Raw genomic sequence first — 17,170 nt, 5'->3', positions numbered from 1 at the left:
GAATTTTTAGTTATGCCAAAGAATAAAGACGTTAAGAAGGTCCTTGTAATCGGTTCGGGACCCATTGTAATAGGACAGGCTGCGGAGTTTGACTACGCCGGAACACAGGCCTGCAGATCCTTAAAGGAAGAGGGAGTTGAGGTTGTCCTTGTAAATTCAAACCCCGCTACCATCATGACAGACAAGGACATTGCGGATGAGGTTTACATTGAGCCTCTCACCGTCAAGGTTCTTGAACAGATCATTGAAAAAGAAAAGCCGGATTCAATCCTGCCTACTCTCGGAGGCCAAGCAGGACTTAACCTTGGTATGGAGCTGGACGAGTCAGGATTCTTAAAGAGTCATAATGTAAAGCTCCTTGGAACCACAGCCGAGACCATCAGAAAGGCTGAGGACAGACAGGAATTTAAGGATACCATGGAGAAGATCGGAGAGCCCTGCGCAGCTTCTACCGTTGTTCACAACGTTGAGGACGGTGTTGCTTTTGCTAGAGAGATTGGATACCCGGTAGTTCTTCGTCCCGCCTTCACACTTGGCGGATCAGGCGGTGGTATTGCCCACAACCAGGCAGAGTGTGAAGAGATTCTTAAGAACGGATTAAGGCTTTCAAGAGCCAATGAAGTTCTTGTTGAGCGCTGTATCGCAGGCTGGAAGGAGATCGAGTACGAGGTAATGCGTGACGGAGCAGGAAACTGCATCACCGTCTGCAACATGGAAAACATCGACCCTGTCGGCGTCCATACCGGTGATTCAATTGTTGTGGCACCTTCACAGACCCTTACCGACAAGGAATATCAGATGCTCAGAAGCTCTGCTCTTAATATCATCAATGAGCTGGGAATAACAGGAGGCTGTAACGTACAGTTCGCCCTTCATCCCACAAGCTTTGAGTACTGCGTAATCGAGGTTAACCCTCGTGTAAGCCGTTCATCGGCCCTTGCAAGTAAGGCAACAGGTTATCCTATCGCCAAGGTTGCAGCCAAGATCGCCCTTGGATATACCCTGGACGAGATCAAGAACGCAATCACAGGAAAGACCTATGCAAGCTTTGAGCCTGCCCTTGACTACTGCGTAGTTAAGTTCCCGCGTCTTCCTTTTGATAAATTCATTACCGCCAAGAGAACCCTTACAACACAAATGAAGGCCACCGGCGAAGTAATGAGTATATGCACCAACTTTGAGGGTGCAATGATGAAGGCAATCCGCTCTCTTGAGCAGCATGTTGACTGCCTTACAAGCTATGACTTCTCAGATCTTGATGATGATGATCTTAAGAAGCGCCTTACTGTAGTTGACGATCAGAGAATATGGGTTATCGCAGAGGCTCTTCGCCGCGGATTCAGCCATGAGGTGATACATGAGATAACCATGATCGACCTCTGGTTTATTGATAAGCTCCACACCCTTGTTAAGATGGAACTCAGGCTCCTTCGTGCAGGTGAGAGAAATACAGCAGGAAAGACCGGCACTCTCGAAGATGCCAAGAAGGCAATAAGCTATGACCTTCTCCTTGAGGCAAAGCGCCTTGAGTATCCTGACAGCGTAATTTCCCGCTTCACAAGATTTGATGTTTCCGTGTTAAAAGAGCTGAGGGACTTCTATAACATTAAGGCTTCCTACAAGCTTGTTGATACCTGTGCAGCAGAGTTTGCTGCTCAGACGCCTTACTACTACTCGGTTTACAACGGCCCTGATTCAGAGGATGAAGCTCTTTTAAAGACCTCTGACAAAAAGAAAATTCTGGTTCTGGGTTCAGGCCCTATCAGGATCGGTCAGGGTATCGAGTTCGACTATTGCTCAGTACATGCAACCTGGGCGTTTAAGAAGGCAGGTTATGAGACCATAATCATCAACAACAACCCTGAGACAGTAAGTACAGACTTTGATATAGCAGACAAGCTCTACTTTGAGCCCCTTACACCTGAGGATGTTGAGAATATCGTAAGACTTGAAAAGCCCGACGGAGCAGTAGTTCAGTTTGGTGGTCAGACTGCGATAAAGCTCACTCAGGACCTCATGAAGATGGGTGTTAAGATCTACGGAACCGATGCAGCAGATGTTGATGCAGCTGAAGACAGAGAGATCTTTGACCGCATCCTTGAGGAGACCCAGATAAAGCGTGCTGAAGGAGCTACCGTTTACACAGCAGAAGAGGCCAAAGAGGTTGCAAACCGTCTGGGCTATCCTGTACTGGTGCGTCCTTCCTACGTCCTTGGTGGACAGGGTATGCAGATTGCTCTTTCAGATCAGGAGATCGAGGAGTTCATGGGCATCATCAACAGATATGCTCAGGACCATCCTATACTTGTAGATAAGTACCTTCAGGGTGTTGAGACAGAAGTTGATGCCGTATGCGACGGCGAAGACATTGTAATTCCGGGTATCATGGAGCATATCGAGCGAAGCGGAATCCACTCCGGCGACTCAATCTCTGTATATCCTGCACAGTCTCTTTCACAGAAGGTAAAAGACACTATTGCGGAATACACAAGAAGACTTGCAAAGGCACTTCATGTAATAGGCCTTATCAACATTCAGTTCATCGCAGTAGGAGATGAGGTATATATCATCGAGGCTAACCCGAGATCATCACGTACCGTTCCTTACATCAGTAAGGTCACGGGTATTCCGATCGTTGATCTTGCAACTCAGGTCATGCTTGGTAAGAAACTAAAAGACCTTGGCTATGAGCCGGGACTTCAGAAGGAAGCAGACCACATCGCCATCAAGATGCCTGTATTCTCCTTTGAGAAGATCAGAGGCGCTGAGATCAGCCTCGGACCTGAGATGAAGAGTACCGGTGAGTGCCTTGGAATCAGTAAGAGCTTCAACGAGGCTCTCTATAAGGCATTCCTTGGAGCCGGAGTAAACCTTCCTAAGCACAAACAGATGATCATCACCGTCAAGGATGCAGACAAGGGTGAAGTCATTGAGATCGCAAGGCGCTATGAGAAGCTGGGGTACATCATTTATGCAACAAGATCCACAGCCCAGACTCTCAACGAAAACGGCGTCAAGGCGAGAAAGATAAATCGTATCAGCCAGGAATCTCCTACAGTCATCGACCTTATCCTGGGACACAAGATCGACCTTGTAATCGACACTCCTACCCAGGGAAGAGACAAGACAAGAGACGGCTTCATGATCAGAAGAACAGCCATTGAGACAGGTGTTAATGTTATCACTGCCCTTGATACTGCAAGAGCCCTGGTTACAAGCCTTGAGTGCGCAGTGGGTGAAGAAGGTCTTGAACTGGTTGATATAAGTAAGATATGATTTAATAGACTTATAAAAATCTGATTGGAGATACAAATCTTTATGCCTAGAGTTATTTATGAGAATGCTCTAAGTAGTGAATCGGATATAAAGGATTTAGTACTTGAAGGGGACGCCGATATTTCTTTTTCCAAAGACGCATTGTGCATCAGCTCTTTGGGAGAAGCAGTACTTTGGTACTTAAAGCCCATTCCTGCGGACGTGAGAATAGATTTTGAGTTCAAGCCTCTTTCGGATGCCGGAAGAGCACAGCTTCACTTTGCTGCCAAGAATGCAGGGGACAGGATCTCGGAGTTTTTGCTCTCTTACTACAACAGAGAGTCGGAGAGGGAGAGGTCTTTTCACACCTGTGCACTGTACAAGAACGGATACGAAAACCTGGTTTATAGAGGTGCAGACCCCATGGCAGGCGCCGGAGAGGATGAGTGGTATCATCTCTCTACAGTAAAGCGCGGAAAAGACGTGTTCTACGGAATAGACAATCTTGAACTCTTACATTATCACGACGACGGAATTACTCTCGGTGACATCCTGACAGGAGGCAACATGGGCCTTGGCCAGCTTCCGGGGACAGTTGCTCTATACAAAAACTTAAAGGTGAGCTGGATATGAAGATACTTGTGATCAACGGACCAAACCTCAATTTCCTGGGGATCAGGGAAAAGGCAGTCTACGGTAATCAGGACTACAATTACCTGTGCAACATGATAAAAGACAAGGCAGCAGCCGACGGAGATGAGGTGGAGTGCTATCAGTCAAACCACGAGGGAGCCATTATCGACAGGCTTCAGGAGGCTTACAGCGATGGCACAAAAGGGATTGTCATAAATCCCGGAGCATATACCCATTACAGTTATGCTATCCATGATGCACTTAAGAGCCTTGAGAACATCATCAAGGTTGAGATCCACATCTCGGATATCCAGTCCAGGGAGGAGTTTAGAAAAGTTTCCGTAACAGCTCCCGCCTGCGATAAACAGATTTACGGACATGGCCTTAACGGCTATCTTGAGGCTATGGACTACATACACGAAGCACTAAAATAAACCACCAAAGGACTACTTACATGGCAAAGACAGTTAAGATGGCAGATATAGCCAAAAAAGTTGGAGTAAGTGTTGTCACAGTATCCAAAGCCCTCACAGGACAGAAGGGTGTCAGTGAGAGTACCCGTCAGCAGATCCTAAGGCTTGCGGATGAGATGGGATACGTTCAGCCCTCCGCTGCTATCCGCAGTGAAACAAAGGGCCATAACATAGGTATCATCATTCACGACAAGTACTTTAGTAAATACAATTCATTTTATCTGCAGATGTATCAGATGCTCACAAGCCGGCTTGGTGCTCAGGGAGATTTCACTATCTTAGAGCTTATAACCCATGACATGGAAAAAGAGCTGACGGCTCCGAATCTTCTTAAGGAAAACAAGATAGATGCCCTGGTGATGCAGGGCGAATTTTCACGGCAGTACTGCGAGTTCATAAAGAGCGTAGCAGGAGATATTCCTCTTGTGTATCTGGATTTCTGCGACGAGTCCAGAGATGAAGTGTCTGTTATATCAGACAGCTTCTATGGTTCTTACTATATGACCAATTATCTGTTTGAAAAAGGTCACAGAGATATAGCCTTTGTGGGATCTCTTTTGCAGACAACATCCATCACCGACAGATATCTGGGATATGTAAAGTCCATGATGGAGCATGGAATTCAGGTAAGACCTGACTGGCAGATTGAAGACAGAGATAAGAATACGGGAATCATCTTTGAACCGGATAAGCTCCCGCTTCCGCTGGAACTTCCGACAGCTTTTGTATGTAACTGCGATCTTACGGCAGGAGTACTTATTAAGAGGCTGGAAAAAGAGGGGTATAAGGTTCCCCGTGATTTCTCGGTAGTAGGATATGATAATTTTATCTTCCCGGGAGTATGCGACGTGGAGATAACCACTTATGAAGTAGATATGCCTGTTATGGTGCAGAAGGCAGTTTCCTATCTGACATCTCTTTTAAAGGGAGAGGATGTGAAAATGGGAACGCACATTATAACGGGACATCTTATAGAAAAAGACAGTGTAAAAGCTCTTAGCTGATGCTAAGAGCTTTTGTTTTTTCTGTATTCTGCAGGTGTCTGCGAGGTTTCTCTCTTAAAGAGTTTGATAAAATGACTGGTGTTGGCGATGCCAACGTCGTACCCGACAGCATTTACCGTTATATCTGTCTGCTCAAGAAGTGTCTTGGCCTGCTGGATCCTGACATTGTTGAGATATTGAAGTGGTGAGTGGCCGTAGTAGTTTTTAAACTCACGACAGAGCCTGTATTTACTTATTAGGAGCCTCTGCTCAAGGTTATCTAAAGTAATAAAGGTGTTATATTCCTGATCAAGTATTGACTTCATCTCCTGGATATAGCCGGGAATACCGGGAGTAGCTGAGGGGGCAAGGGCCTTTGAACCTGCAAGATACCCTTCCGTGAGGATATCGGTCAGGATTCTGGCTCTTAGAAGCTCTGAGTCCGCTCCCTGCCTTAGCAGCAGCCTTTGCAGGTAGGAGAGCTGCGTTCCAATATGCTTTTCTTTAAATTCTATAACCTTGGATGAATGCTCTGTATATAATCTTAAGGATTCCCCTGATAACAAAAACAAATGGAAATAGCAGGGAGTACTCTTGGTGTCGAAGCGGAAATTCTCGTAAGGCCTAAGAAGTATCATGCTTCTCTCCGGCATCGTTATGCTGTCTTTTGTCTTTATCAAGGCATCCCCTTTTTCGATATATAATAATAAATAGAATGGACTATCGATACATTCAAAGGTGGTTGGGATACCGTAGGTAATAGCTCCTCCAAAGACTGCTCTGAGGATAAGAGGATCCAATGACTCGCAGCCACAGGCCATGAATCTCTTGGTGTCAAGGACATCGGTAAAAGACGTACCACTACCGAAGAGTCTGTGGAAACGGAAGATATTATTCAGTTCATCGATCGTGGTGTATTTTGCCGGTGTCATGATATTACTCCTGTTTATGGGAACATTATAGTAAGTAAAAAGGGAAATATCAACCTAAAATTAACTAAAACGTTTAAGTTAGTTAGGTAAAAAAGATTAAATAATTAAGTAAAAAGCTAAAAAAGCAACAAATAAATTCATTAACGCAAGAATGAGCTATAAAACGCAAGAATAATAGATGATTAAAAAAAGTAAATAATGTATTCTTCAATCAGTAAATGAAACAGAGCTCGTTTAAAGGAGGATGAATATGAAATTGAAAAGAGCTTTAGCGGTTACACTTATTACAATCATGGCAGCAGGTGCGGTTGCCTGCGGGGAGACAACCGTATCTGAAAGCGGTCAGGAGACAGGCACAGATACAGGTGCAGTAGCACAGGCAGAAGACGAGCAGGTAGCTACAGCAGATGCTCCTGTATCTGATGCAGAAGGAGTTAAGCCTTATGCCGATCTTGTTCTCGGTGAAGACTTTACTGATCTTAATACAGAGATCTCTTTCTTCAGCAACAGAACAGACCTTGATTCAGAGGATTATGGCGGAGTTACATGGAAGGAATACATTGAGGCCTTCAATGAAGTTTATCCTGATATCACAGTAAACGTGATCACAGATACAAACTACGCAGAGGATGCCAAGACACATCTTCAGTCAGGAGATTATGAGACAGTAATCCTCATCCCTGCAATTGACAAGGCAGACCTTTCTTCATACTTTGAGTCATTCGGAACTCTTGATGTTATGAACGGACAGATCAACTACGCAGATCACTGGGAGTACCAGGGTGAGGTTTACGGAGTACCTTCAACAGCAACAGCTCAGGGTATCGTGTACAACAAGAGAGTGTTTGAGGAGGCAGGCGTAACAGAACTTCCCAAGACTCCTGAGGATTTCATTGCTGCTCTTAAGAAGATCAAGGAGCATGATCCTTCCATTATTCCTCTCTACACCAACTACGCAGCAGGATGGACAATGGGAAGCTGGGATGATTACACAGGAATCAGTGCAACAGGTGATGTAAACTACACCAACGGAACACTTCTTCATGAGAAGGATCCTTTCAGAGATTATGGCGATTCAACCCACCCTTACGCTGTATACAAGATTCTCTATGATGCAGTTGCGCAGGGACTTACAGAGGATGACTACTCAACAACCGATTGGGAAGGCTGCAAGGGTATGATCAACAGAGGTGAGATCGGATGCATGGTTCTTGGATCATGGGCTTATCCTCAGATGGAAGCTGCCGGAGATAATGCAGCAGATATCGGATACATGCCATTCCCTGTAACAGTAAATGGCAAGCAGTACGCTCTTGCAGGTCCTGACTACTGCTACGGTATCAACAAGAATGCTCCCGATGATGAGAAGCAGGCAGGAATCATCTTTGTAAAGTGGATGACTGAGCAGTCAGGCTTCGTATACAACGAAGATGGTCTTCCAATCAAGGCCGGAAGCACAGAGACAAAGCTTTCATTTGACAATGTTGAATTCCTTCAGGAAGCACCTGCAGCAGAGGGAGAAGAGGATCTTCTCAATGAACTCAACTCCGAGTCAGAGCTCAACTACAGAGCAGGCGGTGACAGAAGAATCCAGCTCATCATCGAGCATGCGTCAATGGGCGATATGGAATTCGATGACATCATGAACGAGTGGAACGAGAAGTGGACACAGGCTCAGGAAGTTCTCGGCGTATCAGTAAATGAGTAACTGTTAAAACCAAGGAGGATGGGGCAATGAAATGGCTTAAAAGTAGAAAGGGACAACAGACTGTAATAATAATCAGCTTTATCACTGTCCCATTACTTCTTCTTGCTATCTTTACCTACCTGCCCTTTGCGCAGATGGTACAGTTTAGCTTTTACAAAATGAAATATCTTACACCACCGGACAAAAGAGTCTTTGTGGGATGGAAAAACTATATTGATGTGTTTACCAGAGACGATTGTTTCAAGGCATTAAAGCTCAGTTTCTATTACTGCGCCGGTGCACTGTTTCAGCTGGCACTGGCACTGTTTCTAGCAACGATCTTAAGCTTTGGGGTAAAGGGCGGAAACATCTTTAAAGGAATGATGTTCTTTCCTTATCTCATAAGCGGAATTGCTATCGGTTTTATCTTCAAGTTCTTTTACACAAGAGGATTCGTCCTTGATTCAATATTGGGGATCATTGGAGTGAACAAGGACATTCTTCCCTACTGGCTAAAAGATCAGAGTGTAAATAACTGGTCCCTGGTGGCGACCTCTGTATGGCGTTACTTTGGACAGAACATGGTCCTTTTTATCGGAGCGATCATGTCGGTGGATGCTGAGCTATATGAGGCAGCTTCCCTGGACGGAGCAAATCGCTTCCAGCAGTTCTTTCACATAATTCTTCCGAGTATCAAGACCATTGTCACCTTAAACGTGATCCTGTCAATAACCGGATCCTTAAGTGCTTTTGAACCTCCGTTTGTAATAACGGGAGGTGCTAACGGAACAGGAACCTACTTCGTTATCATGAACGAGATAGCTCATGTCACGCAGAAGGTTGGACTTGCAAGTGCCATGGCTGTGGTACTTCTGGTGATCATATTCATAGTCACCATATTGCAGAAACTGTTCTTTAAATATGTTTTCAGAGAGGCAGACGCATGAAGATAAGAAAGTTATTAATAAACATAATTAAATACCTGATCCTTGTATTCTTTGCGTTTGCAGCTGTGGTACCTGTAGTATCCTGCATATTTACGGCATTCAAGACATCGGAGGAGTATCAGACAACAAATGTAATTACACCCCCCTCAAACTGGTTATACTTCAATAACTTCGTCAAGGCCTTTCAGACAGCAAACATGGGCAGGGCATTTATGAACTCCCTTATAGTAATGGTGGTTGTTCTCGTGGTCTCTGTTGTAGTCGGAACACAGCTTGCTTATGTACTGAACCGCTTTGAGTTTTTAGGAAATACCCTCATAAGAAATCTGTTTTTGTTTGCATCACTCCTTCCGTCAATTGCCATGCAGGTTACAGTGTACAAGATCATGAGTACCTTGGGATTTGTAAATCACCTCTACGGCTACATCATCATGATGTGCGGAACTGACGTCATCTCCATTTATATCTTCATTCAGTTTATGGAGAATATATCAAATTCAGTGGATGAGTCGGCAATCATAGACGGCGCTTCCTACTGGACAGTTTATTGGAAGATCATTCTGCCGCTTTTAAAGCCCGCAGTTGTGACGGCGTGCATATTAAAAGGAGTATCGGTCTACAACGAGTACTACTGCGCCAATCTTTATCTTATGGACAAGGAGATACGAACCATGTCCACTTCCCTTTATACCTTTGTTGGTCCCATGGGAAGCCAGTACAACCTGATCTGCGCAGGTGTCCTTATTTCGATCTTCCCGGCGTTTTTGGTATTTATCCTTTGCCAGAAGCAGATTTACAGCGGAATAACGCAGGGTGCAGTTAAGGGATAAAAGAGTTTTTGAGGTTTTGAAATGTTACAGGAAATACAAAAAGAGTTAACGGAACATATCATACCCTTCTGGAAAGGGCTTAGAGATGATGAATACGGCGGCTACTACGGCCTTATGGATTTTGATCTTAAGTTGGATAAAAAAGCCGAGAAAGGCGCCATACTAAACAGCCGCATTCTCTGGTTCTTTTCAAGGGCATTTAACGAGTTAAAAGACATATCGCTTCTTGAAGAAGCAGACCACGCCTACAGGTTTTTAAAAGACAAACTTGCAGGTGATGGAACAAAAGGAATCTGCTGGTCTGTTACCTACGACGGCAAGGTTCTCGATAGCACAAGACATACGTACAATCAGGCATTTGCCATATATGCTTTATCGGAATACTACAGAGCAACAGCTGAACCGGAGGCGCTTAATCTGGCGCACAAGCTCTTTTTCCTGATAGAGGAGATGTGCAGGGACAATGACGGTTATCTTGAGGCTTTTGATGAAGACTTTAACCTTCTTCCCAACGACAAGCTCTCCGAGAACGGAGTTATGGCTGAAAGAACCATGAATACAGCGCTTCACGTGCTTGAAGCCTACACGCTCTTATATGATGTGACAGATGATCCTGCCATCAAAAAGTGTATAGGAAAGAAACTCTCAGACTTGCTCCTTATCTTTAAGGACAGAATCTACAACAAAAAGAAACACAGGCAGGAGGTCTTCTTTGACATAAACTACAACTCTCTGATAGACCTTCACAGCTTCGGCCATGATATTGAAAGCTCCTGGCTTATCGACCTTGCGCTCGATACTCTTGGCGGTGAGTACCTAAGAGCAAAAGATGCAGAGGAGATTCGGAGTATGACCCTTGATATGTTGGAGAACACCTATAAAAAAGCCATGGTTGATGGATCTTTTGTAAATGAATGCGAAGCCGGAGTAAGGGATGATACCAGAATCTGGTGGGTGCAGTCGGAGGCCATGGTAGGGTTTGTAAATGGCTACCTAAGAAGCGGAAAGCCTGAGTATTTGCAGGCTGCAAAGAGCATATGGCAGTACACAAAGAGCCATATCATCGACAAGAGAGAGGGCTCGGAGTGGTTCTGGCAGGTTGATGAAAATGGAAATCCGGGCAAAAGACCTATAGTAGAGCCCTGGAAGTGTCCCTACCACAACGGCAGAATGTGCTTTGAAATGATAAACAGACTTAAAAAAGGAGCAGCAGATGATTCACGAAAAGTATTACGAGGAGCTTGAAAAGCAGGAGAGGCTTATCACAAGGAAGAATGAGCCGTCTGATTTTTATAACGGTCTGTATAACAGATATAAATATCCTGTTCTCACAAGAGAACATATTCCGCTTACCTGGAGATACGATCTTGATAAAGACGAAAATCCCTACTTCATGGAGAGACTTGGCGTAAATGCAGTCATGAATTCAGGAGCTATCTATCTGAACGGGAAGTATTACCTTGTTGCACGAATTGAGGGAAATGACAGGAAGTCATTCTTTGGAGTTGCAGAGAGTGAGAATGGAATAGACGGTTTTAGATTTTGGGATCATCCGGTTCTGTTGGAGGATACCTGCAAGGAAGAGACAAATGTTTATGACATGAGACTTACCCAGCATGAAGACGGATATATCTACGGAGTTTTCTGCTCGGAGAGTAAGGATACATCTGTAAGTGACCTCTCTGCAGCAGTGGCTTCGGCAGGAATTGTGAGAACAAAGGATCTAAAGAACTGGGAGAGACTTCCGAATCTTGTCACCTTGAGAAGCCCCCAGCAGAGAAACGTTGTTCTTCATCCTGAATTTGTAGATGGCAAGTATGCCTTCTATACAAGACCGATGGATGATTTTATTGAGACAGGAAGCGGAAGCGGAATCGGATTTGGGCTTTGCAGCGATATCACTCAGGCAGTGATTGACGAGGAGAAGATGACGAGCCTTCGTAAGTATCACACCATCACCGAGGCTAAGAATGGAGCCGGTGCTGTGCCTATAAAGACAGCAAGAGGATGGATACATATAGCTCACGGAGTAAGAAATACGGCAGCAGGGCTCAGATACGTTCTTTACTGCTTTGTGACAGATCTTAAGGACCCGTCCAAAGTTATCGCTGAGCCGTCAGGTCTTTTAATTGGACCCAGAGGTGATGAGAGAGTAGGAGATGTCTCCAATGTTGTGTTTACAAACGGAGCGATAGTTAATGAGAAAGAAGAGGTGTTTATTTATTATGCATCATCAGATACAAGAATGCATGTTGCAACAACCACAGTGGACAAGCTACTTGACTACTGTTTCAAAACCCCGCAGGATCCCGGCAGGTCGGTCCTGTGTGTAAGACAAAGAGACGATTTGATAAACAGAAACCTTGAACTATTGGGTAGTATAAACCAATCGTGAAGACAGTAGACCGTCCTAAGGAATCCACCGCAAGCGGTACCCCCTTAGGACCAAAAAGGAGAGAAAACTAATGAAGTACGAGATTTTCGGACCCGGAACAGAGCGCATGCCCTGGCAGGATAAGCCTGAGGGACTTAAGGGAGCTCCTATCTGGAGATACAATGCCAATCCCATAATTGACAGAAATCCTGTGGAGGGAGTTGCAAGAATATTTAACAGCGCAGTAATGCCCTATGAGGACGGATTCATAGGAGTTTTCAGAGGAGAGCAGACAAACGGTATTCCTACGATCTACATGGGCAGAAGCGCAGATGGAATTAAGTGGGATATTGATAGTGAGAAGATTCCTTTTACGGATGAAGATGGAAATCCCTTTATGCCTCAGTACGCTTATGATCCGCGTCTTGTAAAGGTTGAGGATGATTACTATATCATCTGGTGCCAGGATTTTTACGGAGCATCCATAGGAATAGCAAAGACAAGAGACTTTAAGAAGTTTGTGAGAATTGAGAATCCTTTTATTCCCTTTAACAGGAATGCAGTTCTTTTCCCAAGAAAAATAAACGGAAATTATATGCTGCTCTCAAGGCCGTCAGACTCAGGCCACACTCCTTTCGGAGATATCTTTATAAGCGAGAGCCCCGATATGACTTACTGGGGTAAGCACAGACATGTCATGGGCCCCAACGAGAACTGGTGGGAATCGCTTAAGATAGGCGGAGGAGCAACTCCGATTGAGACAAGCGAAGGCTGGCTTTTGTTCTACCACGGTGTTACCGGAACCTGCAACGGATATGTGTATTCCATAGGAGGTGCAATCCTGGATATAGACAACCCTTCTGTTGTTAAGTACAGGTGTGAGACATTTCTTTTGACTCCGCAGGAGTGGTATGAGGAGAGAGGCTTTGTGCCCAATGTCTGCTTCCCATGTGCAACGGTACAGAACAGGGAAACCGGACAGATCGCCATCTATTACGGAGCTGCCGACAGCTATGTTGGACTGGCATTTGGATATACCGATGAGATCATCGACTATATTAAGGAGCACAGTAAAACTTCCGAGACGGACCGTGAGATTGGAAGGCGGTGATTTGAGCGATGAGAGAAAAACCAATCATCACTTATTCAAAAGAGCCTGTGCTGGAGCCAAAAGAGGGTTGTGCCTGGGCGGATACGATGGTGCTGAATCCTGCGCTGGTTCTTGATGAAGACGGAAAGACCATTCACATGCTCTTTCGGGCAACAGGCCCCTGGCCGGAGGCTAATCTTAAAGGAAAGTCAGATCCATATCCGATATTCCTTGGATATGCAAAGAGTACCGATATGGGAGAGAGCTTTACAGCTGACTTTGAAAGACCTGCTCTTGCCCCGAAGCTTGCCTATGATGAGCAGGATATGTACGTGATAAATGATAAGGGAGAGAAAGTCATTAACTATGCCAACGGGTGCATAGAAGATCCAAGGCTCTTTTACATAGGAGCGCAGCTCTATCTGACCGTTGCCTGCAGACTCTTTCCTCCGGGACCTTACTGGGAAGGGGATAAGAGAAAAGACAACCTGCCTGACTGGGTTATGAATCCGGACTCTCCGGTGGGAGTTCTTGCCAGGAGAAATGATACTGTCACGGTTCTTTATAAAGTCAATCTTAATAAGCTGAAAAAAGGAAAATACGAAGAAGCATTCTCTTATGTAGGACCGCTTACGGACGGGAATCTTAGTGATAACAGGGACGTTTTCTTTTTCCCAAAGAGAATGAATATCGGTGGAACAAAGAAACTTGTTATGCTCCACAGGCCTGAGAGAAGCTATGAGTTTCCGACAGGTGAAGGTGTAGAAACTCCTGCTATCTTCCTGGCAGCAGCGGATGAGTTTGAAGACTTTGTCACGGCGGATGCTACCCACAAGCTGCTGGCAAAAAGTGAGTTTGACTGGGAAGAGGAGAGAGTCGGAGCAAGCTTTCCTCCACTGGATTTAGGAGATGGAGAGTGGCTCGTATCTTATCACGGAAAAGAGCTTCCGACTTACGGCTACACACAGTCATTCATGATACTTAAGGAAAGAGACGGTGACTTTCCCGAAATAAAACACCGTATGTCTGAAAGACTGATTTATGCAAGACAGAAATGGGAACTTCCCGATAAATTCCCATGCCCCTGTATCTTTACAACCGGAGCGGTGGTGGCAGGTGATGAACTGATCATGGGCTATGGAGCAGCTGATCAGAAGATCGGGATAGCTAAGGTAAATCTAAAAAATCTGACGGACTATGTTCGCGGATTTGACGCATGCGGAAACAGGACGGATTGACCAAGTAAACAGCGATTGAATTTGCGGTTTTGCAATCGCTGTTTTTTTGTTGCCCAAAATTGGAGGAGAGAATGAAAGAAAACAATCTTGAGATACTATTTTTGGAGCCTGTCTGCAAGCACACCATCTGGGGCGGAACAAGGCTGAAGGACGAGTTTGGATGCAATGAAGAAGGAAATGATATAGGAGAGCTGTGGGGAATATCGGCTCATCCAAGCGGTGATGTAACGGTGAAAAATGGAAAGTATAAGGGCATGCATTTGTCTGAACTGTGGGAGAAGCACAGAGAGCTCTTTGGAGATGAAGAAAGTGATGTGTTCCCGCTTCTGGTTAAGATCATTGATGCCAGAGACGATCTTAGCATACAGGTTCATCCCGATGACAGGTACGCTGCAGAACATGAAAACGGGGCTCTTGGAAAGACTGAGTGCTGGTATGTCCTTGATTGTCCGCCGGAAGCAAGTCTTGTCATCGGGCACAGCGCCAGAGACAAAAGTGAACTGGATGAGCTTATAGATCAGGGCAGATGGGGACAGCTTATAAATAGAGTTCCCGTAAAGAAAGGGGATTTTTTGCAGATAGATCCCGGAACGGTGCATGCGCTTACGAAGGGCTGCCTTATTCTGGAGACTCAGGAAAACAGTGACATCACCTATCGCGTCTATGATTACGACAGACTTGAAGGCGGAAAAAAGAGAGAACTTCACCTTGAGCAGAGTAAGGATGTGATCATGACTCCGGCAAGACCCATAGAAGAATGCCTGGTTCCTGCATGCAAAAGGGACAGAAGAGCAAACACCCTTCACAGTATTTACGGATGTGAGTATTACCACGTCTATGAGATGAAGGTTGAAGGACGGGCACAGATTTTAGGTGTGTCTGAATTCATGCTGGTAAGTGTTGTGGAAGGATACGGAGAAGTGGATGGATGCGCCATCTCAAAGGGAGATAGTTTTATCATACCAAAGGGATATGAGAAGGCGGGCTTTATAGGCAGCATGAAGATCATAGCATCAACACCGGGACAGAAGGAGCAGAGGAGAATAGGATGAAAAGAGATTACAGAGATGAGTTTGGAAAATGGAAAGAGGCAAGTCTTCTTGATGATGATCTTGTAGCTGAACTTTATGTTATGGAAGAGAATGAAGCAGAAATGGAGGATGCCTTTTATAAGGATCTTTCCTTTGGGACGGGAGGCTTAAGGGGCGTTATAGGCGCCGGTACAAACCGTATGAATGTCCATACTGTCATAAAGGCCAGCAAGGGAATAGCGGATTATTTAAATGACGAATTTGGTGATGAGAAAAAGAGCATCGCTATCTCTTTTGACTCAAGGATAAAGTCGGAACTCTTTGCAAATACAGCTGCAAAAGTCTTTGCCGGATGCGGGATCGATGTGTACATATATAAAGAGCTTATGCCAACTCCCTGTTTGTCTTTTGCAGTGAGAAAACTTGGGTGCAAAGCCGGAGTCATGATCACAGCCTCCCACAACCCTGCCAAATACAACGGTTACAAAGTATACGGTCAGGATGGATGCCAGATAACCACCGAGGCTGCAGCAAAAATCCAGGGGTATATCGATAAAGCAGATGCACTTGATGTGAGAATGGTCAGTGAGAGTGATGAAAGGATTTCTTTTGTGCCTGATGAAGTCTATGAATCTTTTATCAATGAGGTGTTAGGACTCTCGTTGATCGGCGAAGAAGATGGCGATAAAAGTGCGAAGATAGTCTATACTCCTCTAAACGGAACCGGAAGAAAGCCTGTTACAGATGTCCTTAAAAGAGCCGGATTTGTGGATGTCCATATTGTAAAAGAGCAGGAGAATCCCAATGGTAATTTCCCGACATGCCCTTATCCCAATCCTGAGATTCCCGAAGCGATGAGGTTAGGAATGAACTATGCGGAGGAAATAGGTGCAGACCTTCTTCTGGCGACTGATCCCGACTGCGACAGAGTTGGAGTTGCGGTAAGAGATAAAGAAGATTTTGTCTTGCTCACCGGAAATCAGGTGGGATGTCTTTTGCTAAACTACGTATGTGAACGCAGGATCAGCATGGGAACTATGCCAAAGAACCCTGTTATGGTCAAGACCATTGTCACCAGTGATCTCGGTGAAAAGATTGCTGATCACTACGGCGTAAAGACCGTCAATGTCCTCACGGGATTCAAGTTCATCGGAGAGCAGATAGGCCTTTTAGAATCACAGGGCAGAAAAGATGATTATGTCTTTGGATTTGAGGAGAGCTGCGGATATCTTTCGGGCACTCATGCAAGGGACAAGGACGGAGTTAACGCGTCTCTCCTTATTTGCGAGATGTTTGCATATTATAGAAAGATGGGTAAAAGCTTGGTCCGTGTACTTAATGAGCTCTATGAAAGATACGGTTACTATCTGAATACACTCTATAGCTTTGAGTTTGAAGGCCCCAAAGGGCAGGAGAAAATGAAGAACATCATGGAGAGATTCAGAAACCTTAAAGGAGAGCTGTGCGATCAAAAAGTTGCCCTGACCCTTGATTATCTTGATGGAGTAGATGATCTTCCAAAGTCAGATGTCCTTAAGTTCTCTCTTGAAACAGGTGCAGGCATAGTTGTAAGACCCTCAGGCACAGAGCCCAAGATCAAGATATACCTCTCGGTTCCGGGAGATGATAAGGCCGGTGCACAGAAAGCGGAAAAAGAGCTGTCTGATAGATTAAAGGCTATGGTGGAAACTGCGTGA

At 45.0% G+C, this 17,170-nt stretch carries 14 protein-coding genes; 13 read left to right on the top strand and 1 reads right to left on the bottom strand.

All coding sequences use genetic code 11. From position 1 onward, the window contains the following. Positions 1–12: 12 nt before the first annotated feature. From carB to G633_RS0108260, 4 genes are read left to right on the top strand one after another with little or no spacing between them, the layout of a single operon-like run. A complete protein-coding gene (carB, locus tag G633_RS0108275) occupies positions 13–3,276 on the top strand; it encodes a carbamoyl-phosphate synthase large subunit (RefSeq protein ID WP_026519634.1) in 3,264 nt (1,087 codons plus the stop codon). Positions 3,277–3,318: 42 nt separating this feature from the next. Continuing rightward, positions 3,319–3,888 carry a DUF1961 family protein gene (locus G633_RS0108270; RefSeq protein WP_026519633.1) on the top strand — a complete coding sequence of 190 codons (570 nt, stop codon included), beginning with the start codon at positions 3,319–3,321 and terminating at the stop codon, positions 3,886–3,888. Beyond that, positions 3,885–4,322: a type II 3-dehydroquinate dehydratase gene (locus tag G633_RS0108265; RefSeq protein ID WP_026493937.1), complete on the top strand. Its 438-nt coding sequence runs from the start codon at positions 3,885–3,887 to the stop codon at positions 4,320–4,322. Before G633_RS0108270 ends, G633_RS0108265 begins: the two co-directional genes overlap by 4 nt. 20 nt (positions 4,323–4,342) lie before the next feature. After that, positions 4,343–5,365 (top strand): LacI family DNA-binding transcriptional regulator, encoded by a 1,023-nt coding sequence (locus G633_RS0108260; protein WP_026519632.1) that lies wholly within the window; start codon positions 4,343–4,345, stop codon positions 5,363–5,365. Positions 5,366–5,367: 2 nt separating this feature from the next. Here G633_RS0108260 and G633_RS19250 read toward each other — a convergent pair whose 3' ends face one another. Then, a complete protein-coding gene (locus G633_RS19250; RefSeq protein WP_026519631.1) occupies positions 5,368–6,276 on the bottom strand; it encodes a helix-turn-helix domain-containing protein in 909 nt (302 codons plus the stop codon). A 250-nt stretch (positions 6,277–6,526) separates the two neighbouring features. Between G633_RS19250 and G633_RS0108250 the strand changes: the two genes are divergently transcribed. The 9 genes from G633_RS0108250 (at position 6,527) to G633_RS0108210 (ending at position 17,170) form a co-directional block, all read left to right on the top strand. After that, complete coding sequence (locus G633_RS0108250) at positions 6,527–7,984, top strand: ABC transporter substrate-binding protein (protein WP_026519630.1); 1,458 nt, start codon at positions 6,527–6,529, stop codon at positions 7,982–7,984. A gap of 26 nt (positions 7,985–8,010) precedes the next feature. Then, positions 8,011–8,910, top strand: a complete 900-nt coding sequence (locus G633_RS17835; protein WP_022764539.1) for a carbohydrate ABC transporter permease — start codon at positions 8,011–8,013, stop codon at positions 8,908–8,910. Further along, entirely contained in the window at positions 8,907–9,740 is an 834-nt protein-coding gene (locus G633_RS0108240; RefSeq protein WP_022769490.1) for a carbohydrate ABC transporter permease, read from the top strand. The genes G633_RS17835 and G633_RS0108240 overlap by 4 nt, the downstream gene beginning before the upstream one ends. Before the next feature lie 21 nt (positions 9,741–9,761). Next, positions 9,762–10,985, top strand: a complete 1,224-nt coding sequence (locus tag G633_RS17830) for an AGE family epimerase/isomerase (RefSeq protein ID WP_022769492.1) — start codon at positions 9,762–9,764, stop codon at positions 10,983–10,985. Beyond that, a complete protein-coding gene (locus tag G633_RS0108230) occupies positions 10,954–12,135 on the top strand; it encodes a glycoside hydrolase family 130 protein (protein ID WP_022769493.1) in 1,182 nt (393 codons plus the stop codon). Before G633_RS17830 ends, G633_RS0108230 begins: the two co-directional genes overlap by 32 nt. 70 nt (positions 12,136–12,205) lie before the next feature. Then, positions 12,206–13,225: a glycoside hydrolase family 130 protein gene (locus tag G633_RS0108225; protein ID WP_022769494.1), complete on the top strand. Its 1,020-nt coding sequence runs from the start codon at positions 12,206–12,208 to the stop codon at positions 13,223–13,225. An 8-nt stretch (positions 13,226–13,233) separates the two neighbouring features. Next, positions 13,234–14,442, top strand: a complete 1,209-nt coding sequence (locus G633_RS0108220) for a hypothetical protein (protein WP_022769496.1) — start codon at positions 13,234–13,236, stop codon at positions 14,440–14,442. A gap of 71 nt (positions 14,443–14,513) precedes the next feature. Beyond that, positions 14,514–15,494, top strand: coding sequence for a type I phosphomannose isomerase catalytic subunit (locus G633_RS17825; protein ID WP_035770979.1), 981 nt, complete (start codon positions 14,514–14,516; stop codon positions 15,492–15,494). Continuing rightward, positions 15,491–17,170: a phospho-sugar mutase gene (locus G633_RS0108210; RefSeq protein WP_026519629.1), complete on the top strand. Its 1,680-nt coding sequence runs from the start codon at positions 15,491–15,493 to the stop codon at positions 17,168–17,170. Before G633_RS17825 ends, G633_RS0108210 begins: the two co-directional genes overlap by 4 nt.

This window comes from Butyrivibrio sp. FCS006 (assembly GCF_000424525.1).
Lineage (GTDB): Bacteria > Bacillota > Clostridia > Lachnospirales > Lachnospiraceae > Butyrivibrio.
Note: the sequence above shows the minus strand (reverse complement) of the source record. Positions and strands in the feature narration are given on the sequence as shown.

Excerpts from the sequence above, each read along its gene's own strand:
- G633_RS0108220 (WP_022769496.1), top strand. The coding sequence starts at position 13,234 with ATGAGAGAAAAACCAATCATCACTTATTCAAAAGAGCCTGTGCTGGAG.
- G633_RS0108270 (WP_026519633.1), top strand. The coding sequence starts at position 3,319 with ATGCCTAGAGTTATTTATGAGAATGCTCTAAGTAGTGAATCGGATATA.
- G633_RS0108230 (WP_022769493.1), top strand. The coding sequence starts at position 10,954 with ATGATTCACGAAAAGTATTACGAGGAGCTTGAAAAGCAGGAGAGGCTT.
- G633_RS17825 (WP_035770979.1), top strand. The coding sequence starts at position 14,514 with ATGAAAGAAAACAATCTTGAGATACTATTTTTGGAGCCTGTCTGCAAG.
- G633_RS19250 (WP_026519631.1), bottom strand. The coding sequence starts at position 6,276 with ATGACACCGGCAAAATACACCACGATCGATGAACTGAATAATATCTTC.
- G633_RS0108260 (WP_026519632.1), top strand. The coding sequence starts at position 4,343 with ATGGCAAAGACAGTTAAGATGGCAGATATAGCCAAAAAAGTTGGAGTA.
- G633_RS0108225 (WP_022769494.1), top strand. The coding sequence starts at position 12,206 with ATGAAGTACGAGATTTTCGGACCCGGAACAGAGCGCATGCCCTGGCAG.
- carB (WP_026519634.1), top strand. The coding sequence starts at position 13 with ATGCCAAAGAATAAAGACGTTAAGAAGGTCCTTGTAATCGGTTCGGGA.
- G633_RS0108240 (WP_022769490.1), top strand. The coding sequence starts at position 8,907 with ATGAAGATAAGAAAGTTATTAATAAACATAATTAAATACCTGATCCTT.
- G633_RS17830 (WP_022769492.1), top strand. The coding sequence starts at position 9,762 with ATGTTACAGGAAATACAAAAAGAGTTAACGGAACATATCATACCCTTC.
- G633_RS0108250 (WP_026519630.1), top strand. The coding sequence starts at position 6,527 with ATGAAATTGAAAAGAGCTTTAGCGGTTACACTTATTACAATCATGGCA.
- G633_RS0108210 (WP_026519629.1), top strand. The coding sequence starts at position 15,491 with ATGAAAAGAGATTACAGAGATGAGTTTGGAAAATGGAAAGAGGCAAGT.
- G633_RS17835 (WP_022764539.1), top strand. The coding sequence starts at position 8,011 with ATGAAATGGCTTAAAAGTAGAAAGGGACAACAGACTGTAATAATAATC.
- G633_RS0108265 (WP_026493937.1), top strand. The coding sequence starts at position 3,885 with ATGAAGATACTTGTGATCAACGGACCAAACCTCAATTTCCTGGGGATC.